The organism is Pseudomonas sp. CROZ-RG-20F-R04-15 (assembly GCF_022662375.1).
Taxonomy (GTDB): Bacteria; Pseudomonadota; Gammaproteobacteria; order Pseudomonadales; family Pseudomonadaceae; genus Aquipseudomonas.
The window spans coordinates 23651-39927 of record NZ_JAKNQL010000028.1; the positions used below are offsets into that span (position 1 = coordinate 23651).

Below are 16277 nucleotides of genomic sequence, written 5' to 3' on the forward strand. Positions count from 1 at the left end.
GCTGTTTATTTCCTTGCATGCGGACGTTCACTACCATGCTGATTGATCAGAAAATACCTCTGGGCCAGTACATCGCGGGCTTCGTTGAATGGTTGACGCAACACGGCGCCAGCACTTTCGACGCAATCGCCGTGACCCTGGAAACGATGATCCACGGCGTGACGTTTGCGCTCACCTGGTTCAACCCTTTTGTCTTGATCGGCCTCATCGCCCTGCTCGCGCATTTCATCCAGCGCAAATGGGGATTGACCGTTTTCGTCATCGCCTCCTTCCTGCTGATCCTCAATCTGGGGTACTGGCAGGAAACCATGGAAACCCTCGCCCAGGTCATGTTCGCGACCCTGGTCTGCGTGGTCATCGGCGTGCCGTTGGGCATCGTCGCCGCGCACAAACCGATGTTCTACACGTTAATGCGTCCGGTACTCGATCTGATGCAGACCGTACCGACCTTCGTTTACCTCATTCCTACCCTGACCCTCTTCGGGCTGGGTGTGGTGCCGGGCCTGATCTCCACGGTGGTGTTCGCCATCGCTGCGCCGATCCGCCTGACCTACCTGGGCATCCGCGATGTCCCGCAAGAACTGATGGACGCCGGCAAGGCCTTCGGCTGCTCGCGTCGCCAATTGCTCTCACGGATCGAACTGCCTCACGCCATGCCGAGCATCGCGGCCGGCATCACCCAGTGCATCATGCTGTCATTGTCGATGGTGGTGATCGCGGCACTGGTGGGCGCCGACGGACTCGGCAAACCGGTGGTCAACGCACTGAACACTGCTGATATCGCCCTGGGCTTCGAAGCGGGCCTGGCGATCGTACTGCTGGCGATCATGCTCGACCGTATCTGCAAACAACCCGACGCTAAAGTAGGGGGTGACGCATGAGCATAATTCGCTTCGAAGACGTCGACGTAATCTTCTCCAAAGATCCGCGCGAGGCGCTCAAGCTGCTGGATCAGGGCATGACCCGCAACGAGATCCTGAAGAAGACCGGACAGATTGTCGGCGTGGAAAAAGCCACGCTGGACATCAACAAAGGCGAGATCTGCGTGCTGATGGGCCTGTCCGGCTCCGGCAAGTCGAGCCTGCTGCGCTGCATCAACGGCCTCAACACCGTGAGTCGCGGCAAGCTGTTCGTCGAGCATGAAAACCGCCAGATCGACATCGCTTCCTGCACCCCGGCCGAGCTGAAAATGATGCGCACCAAACGCATCGCCATGGTCTTTCAGAAATTCGCCCTGATGCCGTGGCTGACGGTGCGCGAGAACATCAGTTTCGGTCTGGAAATGCAGGGTCGCCCGGAGAAGGAACGCAAGAAGCTCGTCGACGAGAAACTCGAACTGGTCGGCCTGACCCAATGGCGCAACAAGAAGCCTGATGAACTCTCCGGCGGCATGCAGCAGCGTGTCGGTCTGGCGCGGGCGCTGGCGATGGACGCCGACATACTATTGATGGACGAACCGTTCTCGGCCCTCGACCCGCTGATCCGTCAGGGTCTGCAGGATGAACTGCTGGAGCTGCAACGCAAGCTGAACAAGACCATCGTGTTTGTGAGTCACGACCTTGATGAGGCGCTCAAACTGGGCAGCCGCATCGCGATCATGAAGGACGGCCGGATCATCCAGTACAGCGTGCCGGAAGAGATCGTGCTGAACCCGGCGGACGACTATGTGCGCACTTTCGTGGCGCACACCAACCCGCTCAATGTGCTCTGCGGTCGCAGCCTGATGCGCACGCTGGACAAGTGCAAACGCATCAACGGCTCGGTATGCCTCGATCCGGGCGGCGATTCGTGGCTGGACCTGGCCGAAGGCAACACCATCAAAGGCGCGCGGCAGAATGGTTCGGTGCTGAACCTGCAGAACTGGGCACCGGGGCAAGCGGTGGAAGGCCTGGAACGCAAACCGACGCTGGTGGATTCGAACATCGGTATGCGTGATGCGCTGCAGATTCGTTATCAGACCGGCAACAAGCTGGTGCTGCACGATGACAATCATGTGGTGGGGATCCTGGGCGACAGTGAGCTGTATCACGCGTTGCTGGGCAAGAACCTCGGTTAAAGCGGGATAAAAAAAGGGATCGCAGTGAGCGATCCCTTTTTTGTTGGGTCAGGGATAAGCCCCTCACCCTAGCCCTCTCCCAGAGGGAGAGGGGACTGACCGGGGGATGCTGCAGATCTACACCGACCTGATCTTGCTTCACCGAATCCATAATCGACTCGATCTTTCAGGTCGATGTACAACGCCAGACACCCCGGTCAGCTCCCTCTCCCTCCGGGAGAGGGTTGGGGTGAGGGAGCTTTTGACTGGCATTGAAATATCGAGTCGAACTCAGGTCTTGAAAAGCCCCCGATCTGCTCCCTTTCCCCCTCTCCCTTGGGGAGAGGGCTGGGGTGAGGGGGCTTTTGACTTTAGCTATACACCCGGCCAAGGAGCTGCCGATGGCTTTCAAACTGATCGAGCACATCCCGCGTGATCTGATCCTGCGTGAAGCCCATCAGGTCGTAATCCTGGCTGCCGTTGTGCAGATACACCTCGGCGCGGTAGTAACGCTGGCGCGCTTCATCGGACTGGGCCGATTCGGTCGGGGTCGCCAGATAGCCGTCAAGGCTCACTTCGTAAACGAAAGGGTTGCCCTCTTCCATCTCGACGCGCACGCCCATGCAACGCTTGGATTTACCCAACAGCGTCTGCACTTCCAGACCCTGCGCACGCATCTGCGCGGTGGCATCTTCCAGCGCCGGGCTGACCTGCTTGTCCATAAAGCGCTGCACTACCGATTGGCTCGGTTGCAGATCCAGTTGCGTCAGACGCTCGCTGAAACCGCGACGACCGCGTTCAGCCAGTTGCGCTTGCTCCTGTTCGATTTGCACGTCCTGGCGCATCGCCTTGTGCAGGCCGAACATGAAGAACACCAGCACCACCGAGAACGGCAGACCGGCCAGCACCACCATGGTTTGCATGGCTTCGAAGTTACCGGCAAACAACAGACCGATGGTCACCAGGGTGATCACCACCGACCAGAAGATCCGCAGCCAGTGCGGCGCATCTTCGTCGACGTTACCGCCCTTGCAGGACAGATTCGCCATCATCACCGCGCCGGAGTCGGCCGGGGTCAGAAACAGCACGAAGCCGACAAAGATCGACACGCCGATGACGACTTTCGACGCCGGGTAGTGCTCGAGCAATTGATAGATCGCCATCGACGGCTGTTCCAGCGCCGTCTTGCCGAGCTCCACCGCGCCATGGTTCATCACCAGGTCCAGTGCCGAGTTACCGAAGATCGACAGCCAAGCCAGGGTAAAGCCCAGCGGAATCAACAGCACGCCGGCGACCAGTTCACGCACGGTACGACCACGGGAAATACGCGCGATGAACATGCCTACGAACGGGGCCCAGGAAATCCACCACGCCCAATAGAACAGAGTCCACAGGCCCATCCAGCGCTCGGACTTGGCGTTGTCGCCTTCGTACACATAAAGGTCGAAGGTTTTCAGCACGATGCCATTGAGGTAATCACCGATGTTCTGCACGAAGCCGTTGAGCAGGTGCAACGTCGGGCCAAACAACAGCACGAAAATCAACAGACCACTGAACAACACGATGTTCAGGTTGGACAGACGACGGATGCCGTTTTCCACGCCGGACACGGCAGCGATGGTCGCCACGGTGCTCATCACGATGATCACGATCAACAGGTTGGTGTTGCTGTGTCCCATGCCGAACAGGTTTTCCAGGCCCGACGACACTTGCAGCGAACCGATCCCCAGGTTCGTCACCAGACCCAGCAGCGTCACGAACATGCCGAAGCCGTCCACCGCGTGACCGGCCGCGCCCTTGACCCAACGCTCACCCACCAGCGGATACAGCGCCGAACGCAGCGCCAGCGGCTGATTATGACGGTAGGCAAAGTACGCCACGGCCAGACCGACCAGTGCGTAGATCGCCCAGCCGTGCAGGCCCCAATGCAGGAACGTCAGCTGTACTGCCTGACGCGCGGCCAGGTTGCTGGCCGATGCGCCTTCCGGCGGATTGAAATAGTGATCCAGTGGCTCGGACGCGCCGAAGTACAGCAGCGAAATACCGATACCCGACGAGAACAGCATCCCCGCCCAGGCGCCGTAACTGAAATCCGGGGTGTCATCCTTGCTGCCCAGTTTGAGTTTGCCGTACGAGGAAAACGCCAGGCCCACCACAAACACCAGGTAGGCGGCGATCACCACCATGTAGTACCAGCCGAAGCTGCGCGACAACCAGGCCTGAGCGATACCCAACAATCTGCCGGCCTCTTGCGGGGCGATAATCAGAATGGCGGTCAACAACAGAATCAGCGCGGTAGAGGTGTAAAACACCCAACCGTTGACCGTCACCTTCTCGGGCGGGGTCTTTATTAGCGAGGCAGAACTCATGGCACAAATGCTCCAGGCAGTGCGAGAGAAGAACACAAGGCAACACGGAACCCGACCAATCGGTTAGTTGGCAGCCGACCGGCGGGTGATATAAAGACACCCCGAAAAATGCCCGAACCTGCTGAAATGGCGCTGCGAATCGCTTTCGTGGCCGAAGGTGGACGGACGTTCATCCGAAACCTGGCCCTGAGCGTCTTGCCCTTTCAACACGTCCATCGAATCGCGAACCGCGCCATGCCCCACGCAGGTTTCGAGCTGTTTCGGATGTCGGTTTTATCGCCACTTACACGTAGGAAAAATCTGTAGGCAGCGACGATTTGTCGCAGATCTTATTCTTTGTTGATTGAACGTTCAATCAAAACAAAATAGACTGGCCGTCAATCCGATAGGCGTGATTCGCCGCTCGGAAGGCCTAAGGAGATGTGCAAGATGCCCAAGGTCGGTATGCAACCCATCCGCCGCCAACAACTGATCGAAGCCACATTGCAGGCGGTCGATCAGGTCGGAATGGGGGACGCCAGCATTGCGCTGATCGCCCGTTTGGCCGGTGTCTCGAATGGCATCATCAGTCATTACTTTCAGGACAAGAACGGCCTGATTGCCGCCACGATGCGGTATCTGATGACAGCCCTCAGCGAGAGCGTCACCGCGCGCCGTCAGGCGCTGGCAGATGACAGCCCACGGGCGCATCTGCAGGTGATCATCGAAGGCAACTTCGACGCCAGCCAGGTCAATGGCCCGGCAATGAAAACCTGGCTGGCCTTCTGGGCCACCAGCATGCACCAGCCGTCTTTGCACAGGTTGCAGCGGATCAACGATCACCGTCTGTATTCCAACCTGTGCTGCGAGTTCCGCCGTGTGTTGCCGCTCGAAGATGCGCGCACCGCCGCGCGTGGCCTGGCAGCGTTGATCGACGGCTTGTGGTTGCGCGGCGCTTTGTCGGGAGACGCTTTCGACACGGCGCAGGCGCAACAGATCGCTTACGAATACATGGATTTCCAATTGGCCAAGAAGGTGAGCTAGAGCACACAGAAAACGCTCGGCCCCTGAACGCCACCGCAGCCTCACCGCGGTGGTCAACGCCAACCACCAATGCACTTGCGAGGACACTATGGCCCGTTTCGAACTGCAAAAACTTTACATCGATGGCGCGTACTCCGACGCCGGCAGCGATGCCACCTTCGAAGCCATCAACCCGGCTAACGGTGAAGTCCTCGCACTGGTGCAACGTGCGACCAAGGAAGACGTCGAGCGCGCCGTGGTCAGCGCTGAAAAGGGCCAGAAAATCTGGGCCGCGATGACCGCCATGGAGCGTTCGCGCATCCTGCGTCGCGCCGTCGACATCCTGCGCGAGCGCAACGATGAACTGGCCGCGCTGGAAACCCTGGACACCGGTAAATCCTTCTCCGAAACCAAGTACGTCGACATCGTTACCGGCGCTGACGTACTGGAATACTACGCAGGCCTGGTACCCGCCATCGAAGGCGAGCAGATCCCGCTGCGTGACACTTCTTTCGTCTACACCCGTCGCGAGCCGCTGGGCGTGGTCGCCGGTATCGGCGCGTGGAACTACCCGATCCAGATCGCCCTGTGGAAATCCGCGCCAGCCTTGGCTGCCGGTAACGCGATGATCTTCAAGCCAAGCGAAGTGACCTCGCTGACCACCCTGAAACTGGCCGAGATCTACACCGAAGCCGGCGTTCCAAATGGCGTGTTCAACGTACTGACCGGCAGCGGCCGTGAAGTCGGCACTTGGCTGACCGAGCACCCGCGCATCGAAAAAATCTCCTTCACCGGCGGCACCGACACTGGCAAGAAAGTCATGGCCAGCGCTTCGGCTTCGTCGCTGAAAGACGTGACCATGGAACTGGGCGGCAAATCCCCGCTGATCATCTGCGACGACGCCGACCTCGATCGCGCTGCCGACACCGCGATGATGGCCAACTTCTACAGCTCCGGTCAGGTCTGCACCAACGGCACTCGCGTGTTCGTTCCGGCGCACCTGAAAGCCGCTTTCGAAGCCAAGATCGTTGAACGCGTTGCGCGCATCCGCGTTGGCAACCCGGAAGACGAAAACACCAACTTCGGCCCGCTGGTCAGCTTCGCGCACATGGAAAGCGTGCTCGGCTACATCGCCAAAGGCAAAGAACAAGGCGCCCGTGTCCTGTGCGGCGGCGAGCGTCTGACCGACGGCGAATTCGCCAAAGGCGCATTCGTCGCGCCGACCGTGTTCACCGACTGCACCGACGACATGACCATCGTTCGTGAAGAAATCTTTGGCCCAGTGATGGCGATCCTCTCCTACGAAACCGAAGAAGAAGTGATCCGCCGCGCCAACGACACCGACTTCGGCCTGGCCGCCGGTATCGTCACCAAAGACCTGAACCGCGCCCACCGCGTGATTCATCAACTGGAAGCCGGTATCTGCTGGATCAACGCCTGGGGCGAGTCCGACGCAAAAATGCCGGTCGGCGGTTACAAGCAGTCGGGTGTTGGCCGTGAAAACGGCATCAGCTCGCTGAACAACTTCACCCGCATCAAATCGGTACAGGTCGAGCTGGGCGATTACGTCTCGGTGTTCTAAGACCCGAGTCTTGTATTGCTCGTGAGGCCGTCTTCGCGAGCAAGCTCGCTCCCACAGGAGATCCCATTCCAATGTGGGAGCGAGCCTACTTGCGAATCGAGTGCAAAGCACTCGTCAGGCCCGACCTGACCACATCTAAAGAGGGTGCATTCAATGTCCCAAGAATTCGATTACATCATCATCGGTGCCGGCTCGGCCGGTAACACCCTGGCGACCCGTCTGACTGAAGACGCCGGCGTCACCGTTCTGCTGCTCGAAGCAGGCGGCCCGGACTACCGTTTCGACTTCCGCACGCAAATGCCGGCTGCACTGGCATTCCCGCTGCAAGGTCGTCGCTACAACTGGGCTTACGAAACCGACGCCGAGCCACACATGGACGGTCGCCGGATGGAATGCGGTCGTGGCAAAGGCCTCGGCGGTTCGTCGCTGATCAACGGCATGTGCTACATCCGCGGTAACGCGATGGACTACGACGGCTGGGCGAAACTGCCGGGCCTGGAAAACTGGTCGTACCTCGACTGCCTGCCGTACTTCCGCAAAGCCGAAACCCGCGACATCGGCCCGAACGACTACCACGGCGGCGAAGGCCCGGTCAGCGTGACCACGCCGAAGGCGGGCAACAACCCGCTGTTCCACGCCATGGTTGAAGCTGGCGTACAAGCCGGTTACCCGCGCACCGAAGACCTCAACGGTTACCAGCAGGAAGGCTTCGGCCCGATGGACCGCACGGTAACGCCGAACGGCCGTCGTGCTTCCACCGCCCGTGGTTATCTCGACGTCGCCAAGAAGCGCTCGACCCTGACCATCGTCACCCACGCCCTGACCGACAAGATCCTGTTCGAAGGCAAGCGTGCCGTTGGCGTGCGTTACCTGGTCGGCGACGCTGAAGAGCGCGTTGAAGTCAAAGCGCGCAAAGAAGTGCTGCTGTGCTCCGGCGCCATCGCTTCGCCGCAGATTCTGCAGCGCTCCGGTGTCGGCCCTGCCAAACTGCTGAAGTCGCTCGACATCCCGGTCGTCCACGACCTGCCGGGCGTCGGTGAAAACCTGCAGGATCACCTTGAGCTGTACCTGCAATACGCCTGCACCCAACCAGTTTCGCTGTACCCGTCGCTGCTCTGGTACAACCAGCCGGCCATTGGTGCCGAGTGGCTGTTCAACGGCACCGGCATCGGCGCCAGCAATCAGTTCGAAGCCGGCGGTTTCATCCGTTCGCGTCCGGAATTCGAATGGCCGAACATCCAGTACCACTTCCTGCCGGTGGCGATTAACTACAACGGCAGCAACGGTGTGAAAGAGCACGGTTTCCAGGCGCACATGGGTTCCATGCGCTCGCCAAGCCGTGGTCGCATCCAGGCCAAGTCGAAAGACCCGCGCCAGCACCCGAGCATCCTGTTCAACTACATGGCCACCGAGCAGGACTGGCAGGAATTCCGCGACGGCATCCGCCTGACCCGTGAAATCATGCAACAGCCGGCGCTGGACGCTTTCCGTGGTCGCGAAATCAGCCCGGGCATCGAAGTGCAAACCGATGAGCAGCTGGACAAGTTCATCCGCGAGCACGCCGAAACCGCGTTCCACCCGTCCTGCTCGTGCAAGATGGGCACCGACGAAATGGCTGTGGTGGATGGCGAAGGTCGCGTGCACGGCATGCAGAGCCTGCGCGTGGTCGATGCCTCGATCATGCCGATCATCACCACCGGCAACCTGAACGCGCCGACGATCATGATCGCCGAGAAAATCGCCGACAAGATCCGTGGCCGTCAGCCGCTGCCGCGTAGCACCGCGCCGTACTACGTTGCGGGCGATGCGCCGGTGAAGGGCAAGCCGATGCGTGATATCACCCCGGTTGCTCAGTAGCCGGAAGTGATCGTTCCCACGCTCCGCGTGGGAATGCATCCGGTGACGCTCCGCGTCACACAGCGGACGCAGAGCGTCCATGGCGGCGTTCCCACGCAGAGCGTGGGAACGATCTCCTGCCTCGCACAGTAAATCCCCCTACACCCCCTCTTCACTTGATCCTACCCCCACGCAGGCCTACTCTAGACCTCGCGCAACCGTTTCACCCCCTTCCTCGCCGTAGCTCTACCGCTTCCCCCTGACAAGGAGGTTCCCGAATGTTCGATTTCCACCCCCAGCTCAAGCAGCGCTTCGCTGCCTTGCGCACGGGCGCCGAGTTTTTTTCCCTGCGGTACGTACGCGAGTCCGGCCAATACCTGTCGGTACGTAAAAACGTCGCCGAGCCGCCGAGCCTGAGCCGCGACGAAGGCGCGATGCTCACCGTGCGCGTCAATGGTGTTGAGGCCTATGCCGCGACCAACGACCTGTCGCAACAAGGCCTGCAAGCCGCGCTTGAACGCGCCGAACTGCAAGCCCGCCGACTCAAGCCGCACGCCTTGCTCGACCTGCGTGATCAGCCAGTGTCCAGCGATCGCGCTGATTACTTTTCACCCAATCTCGAACAAGCCTTCCCGTCCCTGAGCGAATGCTTCGAGCTGCTCGGAGCGGAATCCGCCTCGGTGCCAAAGGATGAGCGCCTGGTGAACTGGCAAGTGAGCATCGGCATCACCCACGTCGAACAGATCTACCTGAGCAGCGCCGGGGCCGAATTGCGCCAGGCCCAGCGCTTCGTCTATCCAGGTCTCGACGTCACCGCCTACGACGGCAACGACAGCCAGACCCGCAGCCTCGGCCGCGAGAACTTCGGCCAACAGGGCGGTGCTGACGTGATCAGCCGCTGCGGCCTGATCGGTGCCGGCCCGCAAGTCGCCGACCAGGCATTGCAACTGCTGCTCGCACCGAACACCCCGCAAGGCCCGCGCGACCTGCTGCTGATGCCCGATCAAATGATGCTGCAGATCCACGAATCGATCGGCCATCCGCTGGAACTCGACCGCATCCTCGGTGATGAACGCAATTACGCCGGCACCAGTTTCGTCAAAGCCAGCGACTTCGGCAGCCTGCAATACGGCTCGAAACTGCTCAACGTAACGTTCGATCCGGGCATTCCCGAAGAACTCGCCAGCTATGGCCACGATGACGACGGTACCAAGGCCAGCAAACAATTTCTGATCCGCGATGGCCTGTTGTTGCGTCCACTGGGCGGGGCGCTGTCGCAATATCGTGCCGGGATGGAAGGCGTCGCCAACAGCCGCGCCTGTGGCTGGAACCGGCCGCCGATCGACCGCATGGCCAACCTCAATATTGAACCGGGCGATCAGCCTTTAAACAAACTGATCGAAGGTATCGAGAACGGCATCCTGATGAGCACCAACCGCTCATGGTCGATCGACGATGCGCGCAATAAATTCCAGTTCGGCTGCGAATGGGGCCAGTTGATCGAAAACGGTGAACTCAAAGGTGCGGTGAAAAATCCGAACTACCGGGCAATTTCCGCGCACTTCTGGAAAAGCCTGCGCGCCGTCGGCGACGCCAACACCGTCAAGGTGCTGGGCACGCCGAACTGCGGCAAGGGTGAACCGAACCAGGTGATCCGCGTCGGCCACGCTTCGCCGGCCTGCGTATTCAGCAATGTTGATGTGTTTGGGGGAGACGCCTGATGAGCATTTCGAAGAGTCAGTCCGACGCCTTCAAGGTCATGGTCAATTGGCTGCGCGACAGCGTGCGCGAGCCGGAGCAGTTCACCCTCAGCTACGCCGCCGAATCCTCGGCCTTCGTGCGTTTCAACCACGCCAAGGTGCGTCAGGCCGGGCAAGTGCAGCAGGCCAACATCGTTCTGAAACTGATCAACGACGGGCGTCATGCCGACCTGCAAGTCACCCTGTCCGGCGACCAGGAAGGCGATCTGCAGCGCCTCGCCGAAGGCCTGCAACAACTGCGCGAAACCTTGCCGCTGTTGCCGCAGGATCCGTACTTGCTGCTCAATCACACCGGCTGGCAAAGCCAGAACGTGCAGGAGCATCCGCTGCCGGATACCGAACAGGTTGTCGATGAAATCTGCGCCGCTGCTGAAGGTCTCGACTTGGTGGGATTCTATGCCGCCGGGCCGATCAGCCGTGGTTTCGCCAGTTCTTCGGGGGCGTTCGGCTGGCATCAGGCCAACAGCTTCAACTTCGATTTCAGCCTGTTTCACGAAAACGGCGAAGCGGTGAAAGCCAGCTACGCCGGGCATGACTGGAGCAGCGAAGGTTTTGCCAAGCGCTTTGCTCAGGCGCGTGAGCAACTGGAGTTTCTCGGTCGCCCGCTGCGCACCCTGGCGCCGGGGCAGTATCGCGCGTATCTGGCGCCAGCGGCGCTGGAAGAAATCATGGGCATGCTGAGCTGGGGCGGTTTCTCGGCGCAGTCGATTGCCAGCAAGAGCAGCCCGTTACAGAAGCTGTATGTCGGCGATCAGGCGTTCAGTCCGCTGGTGTCGCTGGATGAGAAAGTCAGCGAATCGTTGAGCCCGGCGTTTTCCGGCGAAGGTTATCCGCGCAGCGATCTGCGGCTGATCGTCGAAGGCAAGGCTGGTGATCAACTGGTCGGCTCGCGCAGTGCCGCCGAATACGGCTTGACCGCCAACGGCGCCGGCGGCGGGGAAATGCCGAGTGCGTTGAACATGGCCGCCGGTGATCTGTCGCAAGCAGAGATCCTCAAGCAGTTGGGCACCGGGCTGTATATCAGCAACCTGTGGTACCTGAACTACTCGGATCAACCAGCGGCGCGCATGACTGGCATGACCCGCTTCGCGACTTTCTGGGTCGAGAACGGCGAAATCCAGGCGCCGGTCAGCACCATGCGCTTTGACGACAGCGCTTACAGCCTGCTCGGTTCGCAGCTGGAAGCGTTGACCGCCGAACGTGAGTTGTTGCTGTCGGCGAGTACCTACAGCCAGCGCAATACCTCGTCGGCGTTGCTGCCGGGAGCACTGGTCAGCCGTTTGACCCTGACCCTCTGACGGCGATCGTTCCCACGCTCGGCGTGGGAATACAGCCCGGGCGCTCCGCGTCCCTGCCAAAAGCGGACGCGGAGCGTCCGTTGAGGCATTCCCACGCAGAGCGTGGGAACGATCATGCATTAACTCCAACGACAAGAGGTTCCATGCCCAACCGCCCGCCTCTCGACGCCATCACCGCCCGCTGGTTGCCGTGGGTCGTCGCTATCGCTTTCTTCATGCAGTCCCTCGACGGGACCATCCTCAACACCGCGCTGCCAGCCATGGCTCGCGATCTGGCCGAAGATCCCTTGCGTATGCAGGGCGTGATCATCGCCTACATGCTCACCGTGGCGTTGTTGATCCCCGCCTCAGGCTGGATCGCTGACCGCTTCGGCACCAAGAAAATCTTCTTCGGCGCAATTCTGCTGTTCAGTTTCGGCTCGCTACTCTGTGCGCTGTCGAGCAGCCTGAGCATGCTGATTGGCGCCCGGGTCATCCAGGGTCTGGGTGGTGCGTTGATGTTGCCGGTCGGGCGACTGGTGGTGCTGCGCGCTTATCCACGATCCGAACTGGTGCGGATCATGGGCTTCATCACCATCCCCGGCCTGCTCGGCCCGCTGATCGGGCCGACCATGGGCGGCTGGATGGTCGAATACCTGACGTGGCACTGGATCTTCCTGATCAACCTCCCGGTCGGTGTCATCGGGTGCTACGCCGTGTGGAAATTCATTCCCGACCTGCGCGGCACCGAGCGCACACGCTTCGATAGCCTGGGTTTCCTGCTGTTCGGCGCGGCGATGATTCTGATCACCATCGCCATGGAAGGCCTCGGCGAGTTGCACCTGCCGCACCTGCGGGTGATGTTGCTGCTGTTCGGCGGCATGGCCTGTCTGGCGGCGTACTGGTTGCGCGCGGGGCACATCGAAAATCCGCTGTTCGCGCCATCGCTGTTCAAGACCCGAACCTTTGCCGTCGGTATTCTCGGCAATCTGTTCGCGCGTTTGGGCAGCGGTGCGCTGCCGTTTCTGGTGCCGTTGCTGTTGCAAGTGGCGCTGGGTTATTCGCCGTCGCAAGCGGGGATGAGCATGCTGCCGCTGGCTGCGGCGGCGATGGTCGCCAAGTGGGTGGCACGGCCGCTGATCGAACGTCTCGGTTATCGCATCGTGCTGACCGGCAACACGCTGGCACTGGGGATCATGCTGGCGAGCATGGGGCTGGTCAGCGAGCAGACGCCGTATTGGCTGCTGTTGTGTCTGCTGGCGATTCTCGGCGCGATCAACTCGCTGCAATTTACGGCGATGAACACCGTGACGCTGATCGACCTCGATGATGCTAGCGCCAGCAGCGGCAACAGCTTGCTCTCGGTGGTCGCGCAGTTGTCGTTGAGTCTTGGCGTTGCCTGCGCCGGTGCGTTGCTTGGCGGGTTTACCGCAGAGATCGGTAACGATGGCGTGGAAACCGTACTCGGCGCGTTCCAGTTGACCTTCGTCACCGTCGGCATCATGGCCATGCTCGCTGCGACGATCTTCTCGCAACTGTCGAAAGAAGACGGCCGCCGCGCGAAACGCCCGGAAGAACACATCGAACATTAACCACTGTTCGTCCAGAACTTTCGAAGAAAGTGGCACGGGGCTGCTACACTGCGCGACATTTTGTTTTGCAGGCCAGTCCCGTGACCACCATCGCCACCGCTTTTAATACTCTGCCGCTGTCCGCCGCCATGCTGGCTAACCTCGAATCCCTCGGTTATGCCCAGATGACGCCGATCCAGGCGCAGAGCTTGCCGGTGATCCTCAAGGGGATGGACCTGATCGCCCAGGCCAAGACCGGCAGCGGCAAGACCGCCGCGTTCGGCATCGGCCTGCTGAACCCGATCAACCCGCGTTACTTCGGTTGCCAGGCGTTGGTGATCTGCCCGACGCGCGAGCTGGCCGACCAGGTTGCCAAGGAAATCCGTCGTCTGGCCCGTGCCGAAGACAACATCAAAGTCCTGACCCTGTGCGGCGGCGTGTCGTTCGGCCCGCAGATCGCTTCGCTGGAACACGGCGCGCACATCATCGTCGGTACCCCGGGCCGCATCCAGCAGCACCTGCGCAAGGGTTCGCTGGTGCTTGATGGCCTGAACACGCTGATCCTCGACGAAGCCGATCGCATGCTCGACATGGGTTTCTACGACGCCATCGAAGACATCATCGTCAAGACCCCGGAGCGTCGTCAGACCCTGCTGTTCTCCGCGACTTACCCGGTGGGCATCAAGCAACTGGCGTCGAAATTCATGCGTGATCCGCAAACGGTGAAAGCCGAAGCGTTCCACGATGACACGCAGATCGAGCAGCGTTTCTACGAGATTTCTCCGGAAGATCGCATGAGCGTGGTGACCAAAGTCTTGCACCACTTCCGCCCGGCTTCATGCGTGGCGTTCTGCTTCACCAAACAGCAGGTTCAGGAAACCGTTGATCACCTGACCGCCAAAGGCATTTCCGCCGTCGGCCTGCACGGCGATCTGGAACAGCGTGACCGCGATCAGGTGCTGGCCATGTTCGCCAACCGCAGTACGTCGGTACTGGTTGCCACCGACGTCGCCGCCCGTGGTCTGGACATTGATGCGCTGGACATGGTGATCAACGTCGAACTGGCCCGCGATTCGGAAATCCACATTCACCGCGTTGGCCGTACCGGTCGTGCTGGCGAGAAAGGCATCGCGATCAGCCTGGTTGCTCCGGGCGAAGCGCACCGCGCGCAAGCCATCGAACAACTGCAGAAATCACCGCTGAACTGGGATCAGGTCGATAACCTCAAATCCCAGGGCCTCGCCCCACTGCAGCCGCCGATGACCACCCTGTGCATCGGCGCTGGCCGTAAAGACAAGGTTCGCCCGGGCGACATTCTGGGTGCATTGACCGGCGATGCCGGGATTCCCGGTGCGCAGGTTGGCAAGATCGCGATTTTCGACTTCCAGGCTTATGTAGCCGTGGACCGCACCGTGGCCATGCAGGCCTTGCAGCGTCTGAACGACGGCAAGATCAAAGGCCGTTCGCTGCGCGTACGTATTTTGTAAACGATCTTCCATTTAACGAAGATCCCCTGTGGGAGCGAGCCTGCTCGCGAAGGCAATCTGTCAGCCAACATCAATGTTGAATGACACACCGCTTTCGCGAGCAGGCTCGCTCCCACAGTTTGTTTGTAGCGACCCACCATGAGGACACCGTTTTGCGCTCTACCGAAGTCGTGATCATTGGCGCTGGCGCCGCTGGGTTGATGTGTGCACTGACCGCCGCCGGGCGTGGGCGTCAGGTGTTGCTGCTCGACCACGCGAACAAGGCCGGCAAGAAAATCCTGATGTCGGGCGGTGGCCGCTGCAATTTCACCAACATTTACACCGAACCGAGCAATTTCCTCTCGCAGAACCCGCATTTCTGCAAATCCGCACTGGCGCGCTACACCCAGTGGGATTTCATCGGCATGGTCGGCAAACACGCCGTGCCGTACCACGAGAAGAAACTCGGCCAGTTGTTCTGCGATAACAAATCCAGCGACATCCTTGAAATGCTCCTCACCGAGTGCGATCAGGCCGGCGTCGAGCTGCATCTGGACACGTCGATTCAAACGATCGAGAAGGTCGAAAGCGGTTACCTGCTCGACACCACCCTCGGTCAGGTCCAGTGCCAGTCGCTGGTAATCGCCACCGGCGGTCTGTCGATCCCGACGCTGGGCGCCACCGGTTTCGGTTACCAGGTGGCCAAGCAGTTCGGCCATGAATTGCTGCCGACCCGCGCCGGGCTGGTGCCATTCACCATCACCGATCAGCTCAAGGAACTGTGCACCGAGCTGTCCGGGACTTCGGTGGATTGCCTGGTCAGCTGCAACGACCAGAGCTTTCGCGAGAACATTCTGTTCACGCACCGTGGCCTCAGTGGTCCGGCGATTTTGCAGATTTCCTCGTTCTGGGAATCCGGCGACACGGTGGAAATCAATCTGCTGCCGGACCATGACGCGGCGAGCTGGCTGCAACAGCAAGTGGCCGAGCGCCCGAACAGTGAATTGAAAACCCTGCTGGGTGAAATCTTCACCAAGAAGATGGCCAATCTGCTGGCGGACAACTGGTTTGTCTCCAAGCCGATGAAGCAGTACACCCACGCTGAGCTGGCGGAAATCGCCGAGAAGCTCGGCAGCTGGAAAGTCGTGCCGGCGGGGACTGAGGGTTATCGCACGGCCGAAGTGACCCTCGGTGGCGTCGACACCCGCGAAGTGTCGTCGAAAACCATGGAATCGCTGAAAAGCCCTGGTCTGTATTTCATCGGTGAAGTGCTCGATGTCACCGGGCATCTGGGCGGGTTCAACTTCCAGTGGGCGTGGGCCTCCGGTTACGCTGCCGCGCAGTACGTTTGATACGAGCCCCAATACAAAACCCTGTGG

Annotated in this window: 11 protein-coding genes and 1 pseudogene; 11 read left to right on the forward strand and 1 reads right to left on the reverse strand. The window is 60.5% G+C overall.

Features of this window, described 5'->3' with window-relative positions:
- Nucleotides 1–35 precede the first annotated feature (35 nt).
- A complete protein-coding gene (gene choW / locus L8H52_RS26680; RefSeq protein WP_007962645.1) occupies nt 36–881 on the forward strand; it encodes a choline ABC transporter permease subunit in 846 nt (281 codons plus the stop codon).
- Nucleotides 878–2056, forward strand: a complete 1179-nt coding sequence (gene choV / locus L8H52_RS26685) for a choline ABC transporter ATP-binding protein (RefSeq protein ID WP_064119193.1) — start codon at nt 878–880, stop codon at nt 2054–2056. Before choW ends, choV begins: the two co-directional genes overlap by 4 nt.
- A 350-nt stretch (nt 2057–2406) precedes the next feature.
- On the opposite strand, the gene betT is transcribed toward choV, so the two are convergent.
- Complete coding sequence (gene betT / locus L8H52_RS26690) at nt 2407–4404, reverse strand: choline BCCT transporter BetT (RefSeq protein WP_277930564.1); 1998 nt, start codon at nt 4402–4404, stop codon at nt 2407–2409.
- Between the two features lie 429 nt (nt 4405–4833).
- On the opposite strand from betT, the gene betI reads away from it, so the two are divergent.
- The 9 genes and pseudogenes from betI (at nt 4834) to L8H52_RS26735 (ending at nt 16250) form a co-directional block, all read left to right on the forward strand.
- Nucleotides 4834–5427, forward strand: coding sequence for a transcriptional regulator BetI (betI, locus tag L8H52_RS26695; protein WP_034153602.1), 594 nt, complete (start codon nt 4834–4836; stop codon nt 5425–5427).
- An 88-nt stretch (nt 5428–5515) separates the two neighbouring features.
- Nucleotides 5516–6988, forward strand: coding sequence for a betaine-aldehyde dehydrogenase (gene betB / locus L8H52_RS26700; protein WP_123376206.1), 1473 nt, complete (start codon nt 5516–5518; stop codon nt 6986–6988).
- 153 nt (nt 6989–7141) lie between these two features.
- Nucleotides 7142–8845 (forward strand): choline dehydrogenase, encoded by a 1704-nt coding sequence (gene betA / locus L8H52_RS26705; protein ID WP_242209553.1) that lies wholly within the window; start codon nt 7142–7144, stop codon nt 8843–8845.
- A 257-nt stretch (nt 8846–9102) separates the two neighbouring features.
- The gene (locus L8H52_RS26710) at nt 9103–10545 is read left to right on the forward strand and encodes a TldD/PmbA family protein (RefSeq protein ID WP_242209554.1); all 1443 of its coding nucleotides are present in this window, start codon (nt 9103–9105) and stop codon (nt 10543–10545) included.
- Nucleotides 10545–11882: a TldD/PmbA family protein gene (locus tag L8H52_RS26715; protein WP_242209555.1), complete on the forward strand. Its 1338-nt coding sequence runs from the start codon at nt 10545–10547 to the stop codon at nt 11880–11882. Before L8H52_RS26710 ends, L8H52_RS26715 begins: the two co-directional genes overlap by 1 nt.
- A gap of 143 nt (nt 11883–12025) precedes the next feature.
- Nucleotides 12026–13453, forward strand: a complete 1428-nt coding sequence (gene mdtD, locus L8H52_RS26720; RefSeq protein ID WP_242209556.1) for a multidrug transporter subunit MdtD — start codon at nt 12026–12028, stop codon at nt 13451–13453.
- Nucleotides 13454–13533: 80 nt separating this feature from the next.
- On the forward strand, nt 13534–14919 hold the full coding sequence (gene dbpA, locus L8H52_RS26725) for an ATP-dependent RNA helicase DbpA (RefSeq protein ID WP_008085781.1): 1386 nt from the start codon (nt 13534–13536) through the stop codon (nt 14917–14919).
- A 28-nt stretch (nt 14920–14947) separates the two neighbouring features.
- Nucleotides 14948–15037: pseudogene (locus tag L8H52_RS26730) on the forward strand (metal ABC transporter ATP-binding protein); the annotation flags it as partial.
- Between the two features lie 34 nt (nt 15038–15071).
- Entirely contained in the window at nt 15072–16250 is a 1179-nt protein-coding gene (locus L8H52_RS26735) for an NAD(P)/FAD-dependent oxidoreductase (RefSeq protein WP_242209557.1), read from the forward strand.
- Nucleotides 16251–16277 lie beyond the last annotated feature (27 nt).

What these genes read in the sequence shown, in the direction of transcription:
- choW (WP_007962645.1), top strand. Translation starts at nt 36, where the DNA reads ATGCTGATTGATCAGAAAATACCTCTGGGCCAGTACATCGCGGGCTTC.
- choV (WP_064119193.1), top strand. Translation starts at nt 878, where the DNA reads ATGAGCATAATTCGCTTCGAAGACGTCGACGTAATCTTCTCCAAAGAT.
- betT (WP_277930564.1), bottom strand. Translation starts at nt 4,404, where the DNA reads ATGAGTTCTGCCTCGCTAATAAAGACCCCGCCCGAGAAGGTGACGGTC.
- betI (WP_034153602.1), top strand. Translation starts at nt 4,834, where the DNA reads ATGCCCAAGGTCGGTATGCAACCCATCCGCCGCCAACAACTGATCGAA.
- betB (WP_123376206.1), top strand. Translation starts at nt 5,516, where the DNA reads ATGGCCCGTTTCGAACTGCAAAAACTTTACATCGATGGCGCGTACTCC.
- betA (WP_242209553.1), top strand. Translation starts at nt 7,142, where the DNA reads ATGTCCCAAGAATTCGATTACATCATCATCGGTGCCGGCTCGGCCGGT.
- L8H52_RS26710 (WP_242209554.1), top strand. Translation starts at nt 9,103, where the DNA reads ATGTTCGATTTCCACCCCCAGCTCAAGCAGCGCTTCGCTGCCTTGCGC.
- L8H52_RS26715 (WP_242209555.1), top strand. Translation starts at nt 10,545, where the DNA reads ATGAGCATTTCGAAGAGTCAGTCCGACGCCTTCAAGGTCATGGTCAAT.
- mdtD (WP_242209556.1), top strand. Translation starts at nt 12,026, where the DNA reads ATGCCCAACCGCCCGCCTCTCGACGCCATCACCGCCCGCTGGTTGCCG.